Source organism: Bifidobacterium oedipodis, from assembly GCF_012932425.1.
Lineage (GTDB): Bacteria > Actinomycetota > Actinomycetes > Actinomycetales > Bifidobacteriaceae > Bifidobacterium > Bifidobacterium oedipodis.
This window is the reverse complement of sequence record NZ_JAAIII010000007.1, coordinates 197,435-218,297: the sequence shown is the minus strand read 5'-3', so window position 1 is coordinate 218,297 and position 20,863 is coordinate 197,435. Positions and strand designations below refer to the sequence as shown.

General features: G+C 57.2%; 10 protein-coding genes and 1 pseudogene. 5 read left to right on the top strand and 6 right to left on the bottom strand.

All coding sequences use genetic code 11. The annotated features are described in order from the left end of the window. Both G1C95_RS12860 and G1C95_RS11090 read left to right on the top strand, forming a co-directional pair. Positions 1-113 (top strand): annotated as a pseudogene (locus G1C95_RS12860) (IS30 family transposase); the annotation flags it as partial. A 46-nt stretch (positions 114-159) separates the two neighbouring features. Then, entirely contained in the window at positions 160-2,244 is a 2,085-nt protein-coding gene (locus tag G1C95_RS11090) for an InlB B-repeat-containing protein (RefSeq protein ID WP_169173011.1), read from the top strand. A 189-nt stretch (positions 2,245-2,433) separates the two neighbouring features. On the opposite strand, the gene G1C95_RS11085 is transcribed toward G1C95_RS11090, so the two are convergent. Both G1C95_RS11085 and G1C95_RS11080 read right to left on the bottom strand, forming a co-directional pair. Further along, positions 2,434-4,722, bottom strand: coding sequence for an InlB B-repeat-containing protein (locus G1C95_RS11085; protein ID WP_169173010.1), 2,289 nt, complete (start codon positions 4,720-4,722; stop codon positions 2,434-2,436). A gap of 573 nt (positions 4,723-5,295) precedes the next feature. Next, the gene (locus tag G1C95_RS11080) at positions 5,296-6,720 is read right to left on the bottom strand and encodes an RNA-binding domain-containing protein (RefSeq protein ID WP_169173009.1); all 1,425 of its coding nucleotides are present in this window, start codon (positions 6,718-6,720) and stop codon (positions 5,296-5,298) included. A 250-nt stretch (positions 6,721-6,970) separates the two neighbouring features. Here G1C95_RS11080 and G1C95_RS11075 point away from each other — a divergent pair, with 250 nt between their 5' ends. Then, positions 6,971-9,376, top strand: a complete 2,406-nt coding sequence (locus G1C95_RS11075) for an InlB B-repeat-containing protein (protein ID WP_169173008.1) — start codon at positions 6,971-6,973, stop codon at positions 9,374-9,376. A 255-nt stretch (positions 9,377-9,631) separates the two neighbouring features. On the opposite strand, the gene G1C95_RS11070 is transcribed toward G1C95_RS11075, so the two are convergent. The 3 genes from G1C95_RS11070 to G1C95_RS11060 form a co-directional block, all read right to left on the bottom strand. Next, the gene (locus G1C95_RS11070; protein WP_169173007.1) at positions 9,632-11,683 is read right to left on the bottom strand and encodes an InlB B-repeat-containing protein; all 2,052 of its coding nucleotides are present in this window, start codon (positions 11,681-11,683) and stop codon (positions 9,632-9,634) included. 404 nt (positions 11,684-12,087) lie between these two features. Next, positions 12,088-12,777: an HNH endonuclease family protein gene (locus G1C95_RS11065; protein WP_169173006.1), complete on the bottom strand. Its 690-nt coding sequence runs from the start codon at positions 12,775-12,777 to the stop codon at positions 12,088-12,090. A 2-nt stretch (positions 12,778-12,779) separates the two neighbouring features. Continuing rightward, on the bottom strand, positions 12,780-14,120 hold the full coding sequence (locus G1C95_RS11060; RefSeq protein ID WP_169173005.1) for an AAA family ATPase: 1,341 nt from the start codon (positions 14,118-14,120) through the stop codon (positions 12,780-12,782). Positions 14,121-14,306: 186 nt separating this feature from the next. Here G1C95_RS11060 and G1C95_RS11055 point away from each other — a divergent pair, with 186 nt between their 5' ends. Beyond that, the gene (locus tag G1C95_RS11055; RefSeq protein WP_169173004.1) at positions 14,307-16,751 is read left to right on the top strand and encodes an InlB B-repeat-containing protein; all 2,445 of its coding nucleotides are present in this window, start codon (positions 14,307-14,309) and stop codon (positions 16,749-16,751) included. Positions 16,752-16,953: 202 nt separating this feature from the next. After that, positions 16,954-18,288: a DUF2142 domain-containing protein gene (locus tag G1C95_RS11050; protein WP_169173003.1), complete on the top strand. Its 1,335-nt coding sequence runs from the start codon at positions 16,954-16,956 to the stop codon at positions 18,286-18,288. Between the two features lie 289 nt (positions 18,289-18,577). Here G1C95_RS11050 and G1C95_RS11045 read toward each other — a convergent pair whose 3' ends face one another. Continuing rightward, a complete protein-coding gene (locus G1C95_RS11045; protein WP_169173002.1) occupies positions 18,578-20,746 on the bottom strand; it encodes an InlB B-repeat-containing protein in 2,169 nt (722 codons plus the stop codon). Positions 20,747-20,863: the final 117 nt, after the last annotated feature.

The following is a 20,863-nucleotide window of genomic DNA, read 5'->3' as shown; positions in this document are numbered from 1 at the left end:
ACGACGGCCAGGTCCGGACCGTATACGACGCTATCAACCACAGACCACGCAAACGCCACGGCTACAGGACACCCTGGGAAATCCACCATTCAACAACGTTGCACTTGCTCTGAAAATTCAAGTTCTCAATAACCTTCGCCCTAGAAGAAAGGTTCCAGGATGACTGGAAACAAGAATGTTTGGCGCGCGCCGCTCGCGGGCCTCGCCTCGGTCGCGATGATCGCGACGATGGGTGTCGCGGCAAGCACCGCGAACGCGGCGTTCGTGCCGGCCGAGAAGGCTGGAAAGTACACTGTTACCCTTGACGTGAGCAAGCAGTCTGGCGCGAAGCTGGGCACTGCCTTGGTCAACAAGCTCCGCCAGCTGGATGCGAATAACGACTTCGAAAAGAAGACCGATGACACTACTGATGTTGAGGTCACGCTGAACAGCACTGACCCCGCAAAGGCATCCAAGGCCACAATCGAGAACGTCGAGGCGAAGACTGCCGTGGCTGATCTGATTGCCAATCCGGCGGAGCCGGCGAACCGTCACTTCCTGACTTGGCAGGTCGGCGGACGCGCCGTCGCCGGTGATGCAAAGGTAACTGGCGACCTTGATCTGACCGGTCGCTACTATATCTCGGGCAACCTGAGCACAATCGAATTCGAAGGTGCCGCCACCGGTACCCAATTCCAAGTCGTAAAGGGTGACAAGCTGGCTGACTGGCAGGTTGGCAAGCTTGCCGATGGTGCCGATGCGATTCGTGGCTGGAATACCAGCCGCGCCGCCACCACCGCACTTGATCTGTCCACGCTGGACACCACCAAGGACGTTAAGCTGTATCCGATTTACGGCCCGAACCGCACAGTTACCTTTGATCTCAACGGCGGCACCGATGGCACGCCGGCCACTCCTCAGACCGTGAAGGTCGTGGAGAGCACCGCGTTCGAGGCTCCGAAGTATGACGATGACAAGGCTCCGACCAATGGCGACCTGAAGTTTGTGGGTTGGAATACATGGGCCGACGCGAACAACGACGGTAAGGTCACCGACAACGAGTTGACTTCGTTCGATTTCTCCAAGGGCACCGACAAGGATGTGACCCTGTATGCGAAGTACGCCAAGGAAGCCCAGACTGCCAAGATCACCTTCAAGTTCCCGGCTTCCCAGAAGCTTGATGGCACCGTTGTCGCCGAAACCGATTACGGCTACGATAACGTCGTGGTGAACAATCCGGTCGCCCAGCCTGAAGCTCCTGTGGACAACACCGATCAGGGTCGTTCATTCCTGTACTGGACCGAGTCCGCTGATGGCAGCGCTAACGCCGATAACCGTGCCGATAAGGAATACGCATGGTCTGCGAACGTGACTGCGGACAAGACTCTGTATGCTGTATTCGGCGAGGCTACCAAGAAGGCCGCTTCCAAGATTACGTTCGACGAGAATTGGCAGGATGGCGCGATTACCGAGGTTGAGTCCAACGAGGACGGCACCTATACGGTTGATGCCCCGGTGCGTCAGGGCTATACCTTCCTGGGCTGGTCGGATAATGACACGGACAAGGATGAGGACAAGGCCATTGACCTGTCCGACGCTGACTCGGTCAAGGATTATGCTGGCGGTACCCTGTACGCCATGTGGCAGAATCCGGCTGACGTGGACTACGATCAGGCCTCCAAGGTCCTGAACGAGAACGTCTTCACTGCAGACTCCTTCAAGGCCTATAAGAAGGTGTACGACAAGTACTTCGATGGGCAGGGCAATCTGAAGGATGCGTCCAAGAAGGATGAGGCCGTGAAGGCCGTGCTCGCCGCCCAGGGCAAGCTGGTGGAGAAGGATAACGTGACTGTGTATCGTCTGTACAACCAGTACAACGGCGGTCACTACTACACCACCGACAACTCCGAGGCCGCCGATCTGGTGACCCTTGGCTGGACCTATGAGGGTGCCAAGTTCCGCGCCACTGGCTTCGACAACGGATTGAACGAGGCGGTGCACAGCGCGTACAACAAGTACACGGGCGAGCATCTGCTGGTGCGTGCCGACGAGGCCAAGGATCTTGAGAAGATCGGTTGGACCGACGAGGGCCTGAAGTTCTACACGCTGGCCAACGGTTCCGACGACCTGTACCGTCTGTATAACCCGTACGAGACCGGCGCGGCTGCCCACCTGTACACCTCCGACAAGTCCGAGGCCGAGTCCCTGGTCAAGCTCGGATGGAAGTGGGACTTCAACGGCGAGGCCGCATTCAAGGTCAACTGAGCATAACCTGACTGCTCATCGCCCATAGACAAGAATGCCGGGGTTCCAGTGTCCTTTGAAGGATGCAGGCACCCCGGCACTCTCGTTTAACGCAAAGGAACGGTGCCAGTCCAATCCACGTGTGGGATTGGACTGGCACCGTTCCTTATTGGTCAGTCAGTCTAGGAGAGATTCCCTATTGGGGTTTGCTCACTTGACGACGTTGAACAGGACGTTCTCCTGGATCCAGCCGAGCTTGACGTTCTTGGCGATCTCGTCGGAGCTCGTGGTGTACAGGTGGGTGCCCACCGTCTCGTACGGGTTGAACAGACGGGTCACGCCGGTCGTCGCGCCCTGCGGGGCGTAGAAGTACACCGGGTTGCCGTCCTCATCGGTCAGGCTGCCGTCCTTGTCGAACACCCAGCCCGCCTCGGCCAGGCCAGCGGCCTCCGTCTTGTCGGCGGTCAGCAGATGCTCGCCATTGTACGGGTTGTACAGGCGGTACACGGCCTTCGCGTTGCCGAACTTCACCGTGGTGACATTGAACTGCACACCCTCGGCCTTCCAGCCGAGCTTGGACAGGGCGGAGGACTCGTCCTGGCTCGTGGTGTACACGTGATCGCCGTTCCACTTGTTGTACAGACGGTACACCTTCACCGGAGCAGTCTGAACAAGCTTATCCTGAGCAGCCTGAACACGTTCGGCCAGCTTGGCGGCTTCTTCGTTGGACAGCTCGCCCTTGTTCTCGAGGGCGGCCTTGTCGGCCTCGATCTCGTTCATCACTTCAACATACTCGGACCAGTTGGTGAAGTCCTTGTTCTCGGTGATGGCGGTACCGTTCTCGTTCTGAATCGGGGCCTGGTTGATGAGGTTGTTCAACTCGTCGGCACCTGCACGCTTCCAAGCGGCGAACACCTCGTTGTAGATGTTCTTCCACTCGGACTTGTATTTCGCGTTGCCGTCGTTGTCATATCCGTCTGCAACCTTGGTGTCAAGCCACTCAAGGTTACCATTGTCGTTGATGCGCAGCTTAGCATTCGCGGGCAGCTTGAACTGATCGAAATATTCAATCGTATGTGTGCCATTGTTCAGGTTCACATTGGCGGGACGGCTACCAATGGTGTTCTTGGAATAAAAGAACTCAGAACCGCCATTGCTTTGGAAAGGATTGGATGGGGTGCCAGTGGCAACGTACCAGCCGAGCAGGGTCCAGCCGTCACGAGTTGCGGTCGGCAGAGTGAAGGTGTCGCCGGAGGCGTAGTACTTCTCATCAATCTTGCCTGCGTAGTTGTAGTTGAACTTCACCACGGCCTTGGCGGTGCTCCACTGGGCGGCAAGGTTGACGTTGCCGCGCAGGGCCTCGTCGAACTTCACAGTGCTGTAGCTGTGTTTGCCAGAGTTCTCATTGACGCCCTTAGTGTAGTAGGCGAACGAGTAGTCGCTGTTGCGTTCCGGAGCGGCTTCGAGCTTGGCCTTGGAACCACTGTCCACAAGCTCCTCACCAAACGGTACGTCAACATCATTAATCTCGGTGTAGTAAGTGGCAACGAAAGCAGCTTGGAACTTGGTACCGTTGACGTTCCAACGGCTCTCACCCTTTGCCGTCAACTCCGCAGCCTTGGCTTCATCCACGTCCAACTTGCTTTCGAGGGTATCGCCAGACTGATCCTGCCATGCGGTCGCACGCTTCTGGAGCTTATTATCGTAGGAAGCGAAGCCTGTCGCCAGTTCGATGGAATCACCAACCTTCACATCCACACGGGAATCTCCAGCAGCCGGGTCATATCCGTTGCCTGCAATGTCGAACTCCACAGTAACCGCTTTCGCAGTCACCGGGTCCAGATCCAGAGTAACGGGATCGGAATTACCATTGCTCGGGAAGACGGCCTTGAGATTGGAGGTAAGCTGGTCATCGGACACCGCAACCTCAGTCGGGCTCGTCGGGCTCACAGTCTCCCAGCCCGTCAATGCCTTCTGGTTATCAGGACGATCAGTGGGCAGCTCCCACTTGGCGATCTTGTTGTCTGCCTTGGACACCTTGATGACATTGGAGCCGGTGTAAGGATAGTCAGCTTCGCCGCCGTTGAAGTTGACGGTCACAACGTCATCAGGCAGTGCGTAATGCGCATACAGGGTCACGTCCTTGTTCAGGAACGTGGACGGGTCGAACTTTTCGCCGCCCTGCGGAGCCGTATACCAGCCAGTAAACACAACATCCTTAGACGCATTATTCGGAGTGGCGACAACCGATGCGAGAGCATAGCTGGACGCGTCATAAGCAAGTTTGCCATTGGGGGCTGCCACACTTGCCTTTTCCGAATATGTTTCCTTGCCGCTAACAGTGCCTTCACTGCCGGCGTTGAACGTCACCGTGAAATCGTAGGCGGGCACGTCTCCAGCCGCGTTGGCGGTGCTTGCGGCGACGCCCATGGTCGCGATCATCGCGACCGAGGCGAGGCCCGCGAGCGGCGCGCGCCATGCATTCTTGTTTCCAGTCATATTCCTGGAACCTTTCTTCTAGGGCCACAGGAACGAAGATCTGCCTAGGGATTTCGAGTGGACGGCCTATCCCAAGAGCTGCTTTCCCCAAGGATTGTTCTCGCGTCGCCGACGGGGAATTCCCTAGTAAGCATGGGTCAGAAGCGGAAGCTCAAATGCGACTCGTCATGTGCAAGAACGACCAATACACGTACAAACAGGTCGTCATAAACATCGAAGGCGAGTATGCTAGCCGTTCTCCAAACAGCGAGAGGCTACCCACGCTGCATGTTCACACTTGATCTGCTGCCCCCTACAGCGCGACAACATGCACCACACCTCAATCTTAGGACGTCCTCGCCTCCAACTTCGACCTCGGATAAGAGACACTATCCATCATTCTCACAGAACGCATATCTCATGCTAGACAGGTGTTTGCCCATGGAATACGCCATATGATGACCGCATTCCGAACGCCCAACATTAGGGGCATTAGTCCCGCGCGAAAAGAGAATCTTACGAGTAAGCCGCATCGCCGGGGATGAATCGTCGGACAGCACCTTGGCATTTAGGAGGCTCATGCTGGGCGAGACGTCAGTCTGTGGACCTTTCGTATATGATGAATCGTCCTTTCTTGACCGCGACCAGGATTCCTCGGGACGTCATGGCGACAAGGTGACGGTTGGCCGTACGCGGCGTGACGTGCGCAAGTTCGGCCACAGTTTTCGAGGTCACGGTCCCATTCGCGTCAAGCAACCATGCAATGGCGTCATCGACCGCCATGCCCTCAGGATGCTTGTTCCGGATATTCGGCCGAGGCTGCTCCTGCGGGGCCGTGGCGGATCCGTCCGTGAACTCCACCGGCACGAACGCTCTGAACACGTCCCCATCGCTGAATTCCGGTTCCTGGCCCGTGTATTTCCGCGAGTATTTGTACAGGTTGCGCATGCCGCTTCCGAGTTCGTCCGCGAGCCCTATTTCGGTGAAGAAGCCGGCGATTATGGGGTTCTTCGACATGGGATTGAAGTTGTCCGGGTCCAGCCTGCCCTCGTAAAAGGACCTGGACGCGTTTTCCGTGCGGATGCCATCGTTTCCGATGACGAGCATGCCCGGCATCGGGCTTGAGTACTCCCTATGGATAAGGAGGTTCGCGATGAGCTCTCGCACGATGATGTCGCGCGGGCTTACCGACTGATCGTTCTCAAGGTAAAAACTGTCGGGAAGCTGACGCCGGGCGAACCCCGTCAACAAATCGTACGACTCCACCAGATTCGTCTTCGTCAGCAGACGGTCGTCATACCTGTCGAGATCAATCCTCCTGACGATCGCATCCGTGCGGTACGCGGGGCACAGGGAACCGATAACCGAATCCTTGCCCAACAGGAGTACCGAGGCAAGCCGGTATCCGGAGGTCTTGTCCGAAATGTCGACGCCCCACAGGTTCGCGCTTCTCAGCAATTCCTCGGCAGTCAAATCCCTCCACGGGTGATCCGGGCGTCTTGCCACGGCCATGCGACGGCACCGTTCAATCAAATCAACGCGAAAATCATCCAAAGTCAGGGAAGGAAAGACCTTCTGCTCGTAATAGTAGTTCTGCTTGCGCATATACAGCTGGGACAGCAGATAATCGCCCGTGACCTTCCTGTCCACATCGAACGCCCTGTCATAGGCCACGCCCTTGAACCGGATGACGGATGCCGACATAGGAACCCACACCCTGATCACGGCCAGCCCGTCCTTCGTCAAAACCTCCGTCTCGACCATGGGACTCGGATCGAACTGATTGGGGTTACACACCCTATTAACCAGATTGCGTTGAATCTCATCAACCCTTTTCGGGTTCACCCCCTCGACGGTGCCGTCGTTCAACACACCAAGAAAAATATTGCCGCCATACCGGTTGCCGAATGAGCAAACCGTTTCATAGACATCATCCTCGGGAAGACCCCCGCAGCGTTTGAACTCCACGCAGGAGGACTCGCCAGACGCCAGGATCCCCTCGAACTCCTCTGGTGACATGTCCCCTCCCCGATGACTAGACACACGGAACACCTAACAGTCTACCGTGTCCTCGAATGTCCTCGAATGTCCTCGAATGTCCTCGAATGTCCTCGAATGTCCTCGAATGTCCTCGAATGTCCCAATACCCAGTATCGAGACCAAGCAAAGTCTGGGCAGGATAACGAATGCCACGACCGCCAAGAACCAAGATGGACCCACGACCTCACCTGCCCCGGTCTCCTGTCCCTAGAAGAAAGGTTCCAGGAATATGACTGGAAACAAGAATGCATGGCGCGCGCCGCTCGCGGGCCTCGCCTCGGTCGCGATGATCGCGACCATGGGCGTCGCCGCAGCCACGGCCAACGCGGCAAGTGATCTTACACCGAATGAGAATGATCAGTATTTCGGTGTTGCTGTTTACCGCAAGGATCAACCTTGGAAGGCTGTGAAGCAGTACGGTTTCAATTACGTGTACGGCCAGACCTTCGATTTAAGTAAGGTCGCTAATCCATACAGTGCTCTCAATGACGGTAAAGTGCTGACTGGATACTCTTATGACTTGGCAGGCAAGAATGTTGCTAAGCCCGGTTTTGCGGTTAAGGGTGACACCAAGCTTTATGCCCAGTATGCTGACGCTGTTAATGTTACGTTCAAAGGCGCAAGCTTTGGCGGAGCTGACAAAACGATTGAAATCGCAAAGGGTTCTGGTGTTACCGCCGCTGATTACGCTGCGGTAACTGAACCCACCGCTCCTGCTGGCGAGGTATTCGCAGGCTGGAAGCTGACTGATGACAAGGATGCCGAGGATTTATACACTGGGGAAGCGCTAAATTCGGACACGATTTTGTACCCTGTGTTCCGCGTGTATTCTTCTGAAGAAAATCAGAATAATGCTTCTCAGGTGTTCTTCGATGTTCCGGATAACACCACAGATGATGCAACCCTGTATACATTGGATGGCAAGCCGTTCCCGGCCTATCGCGCTCCTGCTGGCACTTGGCTGGATGCCTCCGGCAACTCCTACGACTTCTCTGCTCCAATTGATTCTGATGCAAATGTCGCATACAACCCATCGAATAATGGTGAAGGTGCTGATTTGATTCTGACAGCAGCTACTGCCGCTTCAGACAAATCTTGGACCGTCAACTACGACTTTGGCAAGCCGAATGGAACGAAGGTTGATCCGACCAATGATGTTGCTGGCTCCGATGTGTTCAACACCGATGGGGATCAGGTGTCCGGCGAGTATCTCGCTGCCGACGACAAGGCTGAGCAGCCGGCTGATCCTGCTGTGAAGAATGCAGTGTTTACTGGCTGGTATGATGCTGCCGGTAATAAGGTGGACTTCAATGTCCCTGTTTCCCAGCAGCCTGCTGCCGATACGGAACATCGATTCCTGGAAGTTCACGCTGGCTGGGACACCAAGAATGTGGCTGCTGTTGTCTATTATTACAACTACAAGGAGCAGGGTTGGTCTTTGCCTATTGTTGGTGAAGCTGCTGGTCGTGTAACGCCGAAGACTGGCAAGGCTCTCGATTATGTGACCACTGGTAACGCAATCTCGCAGCCGACCGGTGTCGAAGACTACTTCCAGACCGCTGCCGATAAAGATCATGGTACTTATACATCTCGCAAGGTTGTCGCTTGGCAATCTGTTGCCGACGGCGCAGTTGTTACCAAGCTAACTGCTTCTACGGCTGTATACGCTAAGTGGGATTCTGCCGCATCCATTTTCGTCAATGGAAATGGTGGCTCTTTCTCAAATGGCAACAACGGTATCTATGCCACGAAGACTGATTCTCAGCGTTGGCAGGATGTTGTCGAGACGCCGACCCGCGCTGGTTACACATTCACCTTCTGGACTAACGCCGACAAAACTTTGCGCGCTAACTTGTTTGATGGATATTATTACGATGCAGCTGGCAAAAAGGTTTCTCTGATTGCAGACGGAAGCGAAATCCTTGCTAACTGGGTCGAGAATAATCAAGATAAGCTAGGTTCTCAGATTTATCAGTATAATCTGAGCTTTACGAGCAAGTCCTTCGATGTTGCGAAGCTGGTGAAGGAAGGCTACACGAAGGCCTCCGCCACCAAGTTCGTCGACGAGATGTACAAGCTCGAAGATGAATACCAAGCATACCTCCGTCTCACTGACGCACAGGAGAAAAAGGATGCTGCTGCGAAGCTGACTGTTAAGATTGCGGCTGCTGAGAAGCTTCTGGTTCGTCAGGATGCGGCTGAGGTGCCGGCCGGCACCGAGCCGGTGTACCGTGCCTACAACCCGTACATGAAGGTCGGCTCCACCCACCTGTTCACCACGGACGAGCAGGAGTACAAGGCCGCGAAGGACGCCGGCTGGATCGGCGAGGGCATCGCGTTCTACACGACGACCTCGAAGGACGCGCAGAAGGTGTACCGCCTGTACAACAAGTACGACGGCTCGCACCACTACACGACCGACAAGGCCGAGCGCGACAACCTGCTTGAGGTCGGCTGGACCGACGAGGGCGTTGCCTGGTACGCGGCCTCCGATGCCCCGGACAGCGTGTACCGTGCGTACAACAAGTACAACGGCGAGCACCTGTTCACCCTGGACGCGGACGAGATGAAGAACATCGTGTCCGTCGGCTGGATTGACGAGGGCGTTGCCTTCAAGGCCACCGCGGCCGAGTGAGCCTGGTTGTCCTAGGCGTTGGGTCCTAGGCGACGGCTCCTAAGGATAGAGGGGGTTCTCCCGCCATTGGCGGGAGAACCCCCTCCCCGTTTATCAGGCCGACACAACCATTACCTGAACCCACACTCACAAAAAACAACCTAATGCACCGGGATACGGAAAAAGGTCGGTTCCGATCCCCTTATAAAGGGATCGGAACCGACCTTTTTCCGATTAGGCCGTCAGCCTAGGAGATGATTCCCTATTGGGGTTTTCTCACTTGGCGACGTTGAACAGGACGTTCTCCTTGACCCAGCCGAGCTTGACGTTCGAGTCGATCTCGGACTGATCGGTGGTGTACAAGTGGGTGCCCACCGTCACGTACGGGTTGAACAGACGGGTCACACCGGTCGTCGCACCCTGCGGGGCGTAGAAGTACACCGGGTTACCATCCTCGTCGACCAGGCCACCGTCCTTGTCGAACACCCAGCCCGCCTCGGCCAGGCCCGCAGCCTCCGTCTTGTCGGCGGTCAGCAGGTGCTCGCCGTTGAACGGGTTGTACAGGCGGTACACGGCAGTGCCGAAGGAAGCGTCGTCAGTCACGTTGAACTGCACGCCCTCAGTGGTCCAACCGATATTGGACAGCTGCTGATATTCCTTCAAGTTGGTGGTGTACACGTGGTCGCCGTTCCACTTGTTGTACAGACGATACACCTTCACCGGAGCAGTCTGAACAAGCTTCGCCTGAATCTCCTTGAGCTGCTTAATCAGGGCAGCGTATTCGTCGACGGTATAGCCGTTCTCCGCAGCCTTGTCCTTGGCCTTCAGGTAATCCTGGAAATCAGACTGATACTGCTTGTAAGATTCTTCGGTGACCTTGTCTTTTGCAACCTTCTGCTCAAGCTTGGTCAGGGTGTCCTCAGCCTCGTCATCCGCAACCCACTGGGCAGTGAAAATGGTGCCTGACACAGGCACTGTCACGCTGGGCTTTTCACCCATGAATACCAAGTAGGTAAGCGTGGCAGTCGGAGCCACTGCGGGTTCGGAATTCAAAGTCAGCGGGGTTCCATCCGCGAACGCCGGAGTCCATCCAAGCAGCGTGTAGCCGTCACGGGTGAGCGCGGGGAAATCAACAACGCCGCCCTTGAACCAAGCCTCGGTGGTCTCGCCGCCACGGTAGCCAGACTTGAAGGTGAGCTTCACCTCGGAAACCTTGAACTTGGCCTGCAGCGAGATCTCACCAGTCACAGGATTGGAGAAATCGTACTTCTTGTCATCCTGCGTATACCAGCCAACGAACTCATACTTGTAGTTGTCGTCGGTCTTCAGCGTCGGATCGGCCGGGGCGCTGGCGGTCTTGCCGGACTCGACAATCTGGGCCTCAGGAGCCTCGGAATAGCCGTTCTCCTCAGAGCCGGTAGCGAAGGAGACCTTGTAAGAGACCGTGTCGGTGGTGTCGGCCGCGTAGTAGGTTGCGCTCTCGTTCTGGGCCTTGCTGGCATCGAACTTGGTCTTCTTGTCGCTCTTCACCCAGTTCTGGGCGGTCTTGCGGGCACCGTCCGTGATGATGGTGGCGGTGGGTACGGTACCGGTGTACGGCTTGCCCTTCTCGGCTTCGACGGAATACGAAGCGTCGCCGTTGCCATTGGTGACGGTCAGCTCGATGGTGCGCTTGCTCCACAGATCCTGATCGGTGAAGACAATGTAGACGGAGGAAACCTCCGTAGCCTTAAGATTGATTTCGGTCTCGCCATGGGTGGCCTTGCCGGACAAATCGGTGGTGGGATCCACGGCATCGCCATCGGCAGCGAGCCAACCGGTCAGCAGGACCCCGTCATTCTTGTCCTTGTCCGCAGGCACCTGCCAGTCGGCGACACGATCGAGCTTGCCATCGTTCTCGGCAAGCGTCACTTCGGAAGTCTTCACGGACTTACCCGTGAAGTTCACGGTGTACGGGGTCTCGGACCAGTGCGCGTACACGGTATGCTCGTAGGCGTCAGAGCTATTGTCGAGCTCCAGTGCCGCAGTACCATAGTCGGCGGACGCGAACCAACCAGTGAACACCTTCTTGGAGTCCTCGGTCAGCGCTTCATACGCCTTTGCGGCCTCATCGTCCAGGCGGGCATCGCCATCGGACTTAATGGTGTAGGTATCAACGGTCTTGCCGTCCTCAATGAAGGACAGACCATTACCTGCGAACGTGATATCAGCCGGTTTAGCGGTGGCAGCCGCATTGGCGGTGCTCGCCGCGACGCCCATGGTCGCGATCATCGCGACCGACGCCAGGCCCGCGAGCGGCGCGCGCCAAACATTCTTGTTTCCAGTCATCCTGGAACCTTTCTTCTAGGGCCACGGGCCCGGCCCATAGCGGGGGTATTCCATGATGGTTTATGGATGGGGGAAAAAGGATGATATGTGTGCTATGTTGCTCGCGCCGAATGCTCACGGGGTTGGTGATCCCGTCATGCTGGCCGATGCGGATAGTACCTGGTGAAAGGGCGAATTCGAGAGTCGGTATGGTTCCGAGGACGAGTTGCGCCGCACTTGCGATCTGATCGGATTGAGTTTGGAGCAGCGCATTGTCCTGCCTGAGTTTGACGATCTTGATTTTCTGAAGAGATGACGGTAGTGAACGTCCGGCGGCATAGTTGCTTGGAGTTGGAAGAAGCCGTCAGCCGGGAGCCGTCAATCGTCTTGTCTTACATGACTCAGCACATCTTCCTTGTTGCGGTTCAGCTCAGTGCGCGGATTTTGCGTTCCAGACGGTAGATGAGTATTCCCGCGTAGGGGTCGTTGTGGCCGGTGCCGTTCTGGAGTTCGTCGAGACGCTTGCGACATTTGCTCTTCATATCGCCGGCGCGTCTGCTTTCGTGCTGGTACCACCGGTACAGGCCCTGTAGGGTCTGCATGCGGCCGTATACGAGGAAGCCGTCGTTCAGGTTCAGCAGACCCCGGCAGTCGGAGTCGATCGCCGTGTTGTCCGAGAGGATCTCGGCCTTTGTGTTGTACCGTATCTGCTCGATGTCCGACTGGTTGCGTGGATCCACGGTCAGCTCCGCGTTCCCGCGGGTGGCATCGCACGTGCCGTTCTCCTTGCATACGGCCAGCATGTTGCGGTAGTCCACGGACAGTTCGTCGAGCGTGCGTTTGCCCTGATACCAGTCGCAGTGGCGCGGAATGTAATGCTCGATGTGCGCGTTGCGTGGCTCTATGCGGCGCATACAGTACGCGCACAGTCCGCGCTGATCCTCGATAAGCGCCTTGAGCAACTCATCACGAACCGACAACGATCTGCCTCGCACGGTGACGTAGGAGGGCAGGTTGTCATAGCAGACGGTCTGGCCGGGAGTGCGTCGCATGTCCTGAATCGCCAACGCCAGGATCTGGGGCTGTTTGCTGCGGCTTTTGTCGATGTGCAGCATGGTCAGCCCGCGTCATCCGTGTAGAAGAACAGTTCGGACTGCATGCCGTTGACCTCGGGGTTATCGTCGCCCAGGCCCTTTGCGAGCCGTGCGAGCACTTCGCCCGCCTCCCCGTACTGTTCCCTGTCAAGAAGATCACGGAACCGGTCCATCAGGTCCTGAACCTCCCTCGGCCGTTCCGGGGCTCCCATCAGCAGTCGGAGAATCGCCCCTGTGCTGTTGCCGTAGGTCTCCATGGGCGGTACGTCCGCATGATACCCGACATCATCATGCCGGATAACACGCACGTTCCGCCTGTGCACGGAGGAGATAACCAGCGGCGCATGGGTGGTGACAATGAACTGGATCCCGGGGAACAGGTCGAGCAGATCGCTCAAAATACGCTCCTGCCAGCGCGGGTGCAGATGCAAATCGATCTCGTCGATGAGCACCACGCCCGGGGTCTGCAGAATGGCCTCGTCCTCCAACGCGGGATTCATCATGGTCATGCGCCTGGCGATATCCGCCACCAAGCCGATGACACCCCGGTAGCCATCGCTCAACTGGCTCAGGGGCACACCAAGACACTGCTGCCCGTCGGCGTTGGTGTAATCCACACGCAACTGCCCGCTGAAATAGCGAACCCGAGCATCGTCATAACCGGTGATACGGGCGACGCACGCGCCGATGACGTTCCTCACCGCCTTGAACGCCGGTATGGGCTCGCCCTCGTCGAGCTCCTGCGCGGTCATGGCCTTGAACCAGTTGACCAGCGAGATCTCGCTCAACTGCGAATCCAAGGCACCGGCATACGCATCGAAACGCGTGCTCGCCTCAAGATACGCCGTGGAATGCGCGCCCCACTTCGAACGCTCTATGGGGTGCAGCCTCCTGGTGCCGTAATACCCCAGCAATGGCATCACCACACCGGCATGCCCCTCGCGTATCGCCTTCTGGTACTGATCCGACACCTCGATAAGATCATGAGCCTTGGAACTTGTCATCCGGCTGTTCTCACGCTCGATGGTGCGCAACCATCTAATCTCACGCGGCCGCCACACGCCATCCGGGGATGCCACCGGCATACAGGCCCAGGCCTCGACCCCGACCGGATACTGCGCCTGGGTCTCGGCCTTCCTGCCAAGCAGACGTGTCTGCGCGCGGGCATCCTCACCTCGAAGCCCCGGGCCTTTCACATCCGGGAACCGCACAAGAAACGTGCCCAACGCCACCGCGGCCGCATCCAGAACAGTCGTCTTGCCGGCATCGTTGTCACCGATGACAACGGTGAGCCGATCATCGAAATCAATCGACAGGCAATCGAAACGCCGATAATTCTCCAGTTCAAGATGCGTCAGCTTCATCGGGTCTCCTCGCCTAGTCGTTCACGCCATTATATTAGACCGAATTCCCGTTCACACGTGCAATTAACTGGCCACGATAATACGTTCCACTCACGCTGTCCCCACTCCATTTCTTACTGACAGCATGCAACCATTCCCATAACTTAGAATCCGGTCTCCTGTCCCTAGAAGAAAGGTTCCAGGAATATGACTGGAAACAAGAATGCATGGCGCGCGCCGCTCGCGGGCCTCGCCTCGGTCGCGATGATCGCGACCATGGGCGTCGCCGCAGCCACGGCCAACGCGGCGGTTGTCGACGAAAGCGACAACTTCAGCGTGAAGGTGTACGAGAAGGATCGTCCGTACGGCAAGTGGTTCTACACAAGCCCCAGCAGCATGAAGTACGGTGAGACCTTCGATACTACGACCCTCAAGGATCCGTATGCGGCTGCCGGTGATGGCAAGGTTCTGACGGGTTATTCCTTTGATTTGGCTGGCAACAACGTGGCGAAGTCCGGCTTCGCCGTGAAGGGTGACACCAAGCTGTACGCCCAGTATGCCGACGCGGTCAAGGTCACATTCAAGAGCACCCAACGTGCTGACGGCAGTCTGGTTACTGGTGCCGCTGTCGCTACCACGGATCAGTCCTTCGATGTGGCCAAGGGCGCTGGCGTAACCGCTGAGGATTACAACAAATATTCTGTTACCGAACCAGATGCCGCAGCCAAGCCTGGCTATGTGTTTGTCGGCTGGAAGCTGACGGATGACGCTGATGCTCAGGACATCTACCAGGGCGGCGCGCTGAGCGCTGACACGACCCTGTACCCGGTGTTCGAGAAGTATCAGACCATTGAGGATCAGAACAACGTCGCCAAGGTGTTCTTTGATGTCCCAGATACCACCGCTGGCGATGTGGTGAAGTACACGGTGACCAACAAGCCGTTCCCGGCCTACCGCGCACCCGAGGGCACTTGGCTGGACGCTTCCGGCAACTCCTACGACTTCTCCGCCAATGTTGATTCTGATAAGAATGAGGATGTCTATCCCACCACTGACCCCACTGTCGGAGTTGATTTGACGCTCGAGAAGTTTACTTCGGCTTCGGATAATGCTTGGACCGTTAACTACGACTTTGGCAAGCCGAATGGAACGAAGGTCGATCCGACCAATGATGTTGCTGGTGCCGATGTGTTCAACACCGATGGGGATCAGGTGTCCGGCGAGTATCTCGCTGCCGACGACAAGGCTGAGCAGCCGGCTGATCCTGCTGTGAAGAATGCAGTGTTTACTGGCTGGTATGATGCTGCCGGTAATAAGGTGGACTTCAATGTCCCGGTTTCCCAACAGCCTGCTGCCGATACGGAACATCGATTCCTGGAAGTTCACGCTGGCTGGGACACCAAGAATGTCGCAGCTGTTGCTTACTACTACGGTTACTACGGTAAGGTTTGGAATAACACCGATCCAGCCGGCAAGACCGATCTCGTGAAGGGTGGCAAGGCTCTGGACTACGTGACCACAGGCAATGCGATCCCGCAGCCGACCGGTGTTGAGGACTACTATCAGACCGCTGAGAACAAGGATCACAACACGTACACGACCCGCAAGGTCACTGCTTGGAAGTCTGTTGCCGACAATGCCGACATTACCAAGGTCACCGCTTCCACCAGCGTGTACGCGAAGTGGGATTCCGCTGCTTCTATTCTGCTGAATGGCAATGGTGGCTCCTTCTCCAACGGCAACAACTACATCTACGCGACCAAGACCGATTCCCAGAAGTGGGAGGACGTCATTGAGACACCGACTCGCGCAGGCAAGACCTTCAAGTACTGGACCGACGTCAACTACACCACTTGGTTCAACACCTTCGACGGCAAGTTCTACAACCTGTCCGATGGTACGGTCAATCCTTACAAGCTCGTTGATGGTGACACCCTCGTGGCCCAGTGGAGTGATGACAATCAGGACGAGGTAGCTGCGTTCACCTTCAAGTATGACCTGTCCTATACTAACCAGCAGCGCGATGTTGCGAAGTTGGTGAAGGAAGGCTATACGAAGGCCTCCGCCACCAAGTTCGTGGCCCAGATGTATAAGCTGTTTGGCCAGTATGTTTCCTATGATCAGCTGCCTCAGGGTCAGGCTCGTAAGGATGCCGCTGCGAAGCTGGTTGCCGCCTACCAGGCTGCTGAGAAGCTTCTGGTTCGTCAGGATGCGGCTGAGGTGCCGGCCGGCACCGAGCCGGTGTACCGTGCCTACAACCCGTACATGAAGGTCGGCTCCACCCACCTGTTCACCACGGACGAGCAGGAGTACAAGGCCGCGAAGGACGCCGGCTGGATCGGCGAGGGCATCGCGTTCTACACGACGACCTCGAAGGACGCGCAGAAGGTGTACCGCCTGTACAACAAGTACGACGGCTCGCACCACTACACGACCGACAAGGCCGAGCGCGACAACCTGCTTGAGGTCGGCTGGACCGACGAGGGCGTTGCCTGGTACGCGGCCTCCGATGCCCCGGACAGCGTGTACCGTGCGTACAACAAGTACAACGGCGAGCACCTGTTCACCCTGGACGCGGACGAGATGAAGAACATCGTGTCCGTCGGCTGGATTGACGAGGGCGTTGCCTTCAAGGCCACCGCGGCCGAGTGAGCCTGGTTGTCCTAGGCGTTGGGTCCTAGGCGACGGCTCCCGAGGATAGAGGGGGTTCTCCCGCCATTGGCGGGAGAACCCCCTCCCCGTTTATCAGGCCGACACAACCATTACCTGGGCCCACACCCACAAAAAACAGCCACAAAATCACTCGAGGAACAGTAGTGAGGGAAGATCATGGGGAAGAGATTCCTGATCAGGAATGATTTCCGCAATCGTGGCCGGTCTGGTGTTTCTGGTTTTGGCCTTGGCCCAGTCTGGCTTGTTCATCGGCCGGCTCGGGGTGTTTTCTATACCGGATCCCGATATGCACAGCAGTGGCACATACGCCCTGGTGTCAGGCCAAATGTTCAATCGCCGTCAGGATAGGGTCGACCAATACGGCAACATCATCCATGAGCAGTATCTCAAGGGCACAGGGGCATATCTGGACGTGCCGGCCGATAATGCCGTGGTGGCCGACCTGCTGACCTCCGTGCTTCTGACGAACTATGATGTCTCCCCTCCTCAGGCAAGGTCGGTAGCTTGGCAGAGGGAGACGCTGAACATGCAGAAGGATAAGAAGATCGACGGGGCCTATCGTTCTTCACAGTATTCCTTCATGAACTACATTCCGCAGGCCATGGGCCTTAAAGTCGGTCAGGCGACGCATAGGAGCCCTTATGGCCAATGGCAGATGGCGAGGATTTTCAATCTGGCGTTCTATCTCATTGTCATGGTCGCTGCCATTGTCGTCGCCCCAGTGGGCAGGCCGCTGATCATGGCGCTCGGGCTGCTGCCTCCATCAATGCTCATGGCGAGCAGCATCATGTGCGATCCTCAGTTCCTGGCATTGAGCGTGCTGTTCCTGGCGGTGCTGGGCAGGGTTGCATACAATGGCGATCCGATGGGTCGGTCGAGTTATGCGGTGATGGTTCTGCTGGTAATTTGGCTGGCCTGGGGCAAGACGAATTACGCGGCCGTCTCGCTTCTGGCCTTGGTGCTTCCGTCCAGGGTTTTGTCTTGGCGGAGGAAGGCGGCCGCCGTGGCTGTAAGCGGCGTGGCCTTTGTCCCGTGGCTGTACTGGCACGGCAATTTCTCCGCGCTGAACTACATGGCAAGTAAGGCCGATAACGATGGCGTGGGCATGCTGCGCAAGCTGGTCACGAACACGTACAATACGATCATGCTATACAGGTTCGGCTGTCTCGACATCATTTCCCTGGCCTGTACAATGGCGGTTCTTCTGGTCTTCGTGTATTGCATGGCGGGCCGCGTGGCTGCCAGCGGAATCGGGCGCATGGATGAAGAACCCCGAACGCTCACGGGCAGGGTGCGCGTATTCCTGTCGGATAATCGCTATGCTGTTACTGCCGTCGCGGTGGCTTTTATGGAGTCCTTTATCGCCTCTTGGTTCGTTCTTACGACATGGAACGAAATTCCCGATATGGGAACGTTCGGTCTCATCAGAGGCTTCCAGGGCAGATATATGCTTCCAATCGCCGCGCTGCTGCTCATGCCAGTGCTCGACAAAGCAATCAGAGAACGCCCGGAGTGAGCTATGCCCCGTTCGCTGGATGTTTTATTAGGATACGGGGGCAGGGTGCGAGGGACATGTTCCGGAATTCCTCCGGGATGTACCCGAGTTTGTATCTGGTGCCATTTGGTGTTCCGACGGATGATGTACGCGTCGAGCTTGATTTAAACTGCTCGGACGAGTCGGATTCGTACTTGCGGCAAAACTCGTCCTTGAGATGACCGGGTACCTGCTCGGCGAACGAATGATGGCCCGGAGCCATGGGGTTCCGGGCCATCATCAATCAGATCGTATTGATGTCAGTGGCGATTCACTTGACGACGTTGAACAGCACGTCTTCCTGAATCCAGCCGAGCTTGACGTTCTTGGCGATCTCGTCGGCATCGGTGGTGTACAGGTGGGTGCCCACCGTCACGTACGGGTTGAACAGACGGGTCACGCCGGTCGTCGCACCCTGCGGGGCGTAGAAGTACGCAGTCAGGCTGTCGCCGGATGCGTCACTCTGCCAGCCTCCCTTGACCAAAGTCTTGGCTTCGTCCTTGTCGGCGGTCAGCAGGTGCTCGCCGTTGAACGGGTTGTACAGGCGGTACACGGCGGTGCCGAAGGAAGCGTCGTCAGTCACGTTGAACTGCACGCCCTCGGTGGTCCAGCCAATCGCTGCCAAAGCCTTGTATTCGGTCGAGCTCGTGGTGTACAGGTGGTCGCCGTTCCACTGGTTGTACAGACGGTACACCTTCACCGGAGCGGTCTGGACAAGCTTGGCCTGCAAGGTCTCGAGCTTGTCGATCAGCTTGGCGTAGTCGTTGTTGGTGGACGGGTTGCCCTTGTCCTTCAGGTACTTCTGGTAGTCGGTCACGTACTGGTCGAAGGATTCAGCGGTAAAGTCATCCTGATCCTCGCCCTTGATGTACTTACCATCCTTCTCGATCGTTACCTTCTTCTCGAGGTTCTCGAGCGTGGCCTTGAGGTCCTCGGGCTTGGCGTTCGGATCCACGACCCACTGGGCCTGGAACACGGAGGCCTTCAGCGTGTCGTTCTTGGCGTTGCCGCGACGGCCTTGGAGCTCGTCGCCCTTGATGGTCAGCACGGCGTTGACCCAGGTCTCGTAGCCGGCCGGGGTCCAGGTGTCGATGACGAAGCCATCGCGGGAGAACTCGGGGGCCTGGAACACGTCGCCGTCGGCGAACCACTTGGTCTCGGTCTTGGCAACGCCGTAGTTCGGATCGAAGTCGATGCCGATTTCGGTGACGCTCCACTTCGCGTACAGCGTGATCGCCTTCTCGACCTTGGAGGAGAAGTCGTACTTGGAATCATCCTTCAGGGACGCATCGGTGTACCATCCGGCGAACTCGTAATGAACCTTCTGTCCATGGCTGTTCGTGGCGTAGGTCAGGGTTTCGCCCTCGGCGTTCTTGCCATAGTTGTAGGCCACGCCGGCGGGCTCGGCGACGGTTTCGCCTGCGGCCACCTTGGACACGACGGACTTGTCGTCTCGCTGATCGTTGTAGTTGAACGTCACTTCGTACTGCTGGACGGCATCGCCCGGATACACGGTGACATTCTTGGTGATGGAGGACGGGTCGAACTCGGAACCGGCGAGATCCTCGAGCTTGTTGGCCTGCTTGGTGTAGAACTTGGATGCCTGCTTCGGGCTGCCCTCGTCGCCGGTAATCGCGACGACGGTGCCTTCGAACGCGGCGCCCTTCTTCACATCAACCTTGTACTCCGCGCCCTTCGCAGCGAGCTCATTGTTCTCGCTGTCATACAGGGCGTAGTCCCACTTGCTATCGGCGTTCTTAATGGCGTTCTTGCCGGAGAACGTGACGACCCAAGCGTCCTCGGCCTGGGCGGTCAGCACGATGTTATGTGTGCCCTGATTAGCTGCACCCTCCAAGCCGGAGTTTACGTCGGTCACATTCGTGTAGAAATCGTTGTTGCCGTTTTTCCAGTTTTTGACGACCTTGCCGTCCTGCACGTCCTGGGACGGAACCTGCGAGGTGGAAATGCCATCGGAAGCGAGCACCTGGAACGAGGATTCACCGCCCGATACCAGTTTGTTAGTATTGATGGTCACATTGTAGATGTCTGCGGCATTATCACTGTAGTGCAGGTACACGGTTCGCGAAGTGTCGTCCTTCGTGCTGGAAAGCACGGCCTCGCTCTTACCTGCCGCTTCGTACCAACCCGTGTACGCGCCAGACTTGAGGGTCGGCAAAACCGCCTCAGCGGCCGCGAACTCGTCAGCCAAGCTGCCGTCCTTGTCCGCCTTGACGGTGAAGGTGTCGGATTCCTTGTTCTCAGCATCGGCGGACGCCTTAGAGAACATCACACCACCATCGGTCTTGAAAGTGATAGTCGCATCACCACTGGAGGCCGACGCCGCGTTCGCCGTTCCCGCGGCCACGCCCATCGTGGCCAGCATCGCCACGGACGCGAGGCCCGCGAGCGGCGCGCGCCAAACATTCTTGTTTCCAGTCATCCTGGAACCTTTCTTCTAGGGACAGGAGACTGTTGGGCTTCGTGCCTTTTGCGGTCTGTACGTGGTGCTTGCATTTTGAGTTGAGGGGCACCACTATTGCAAACGTAAGGTTGAGGA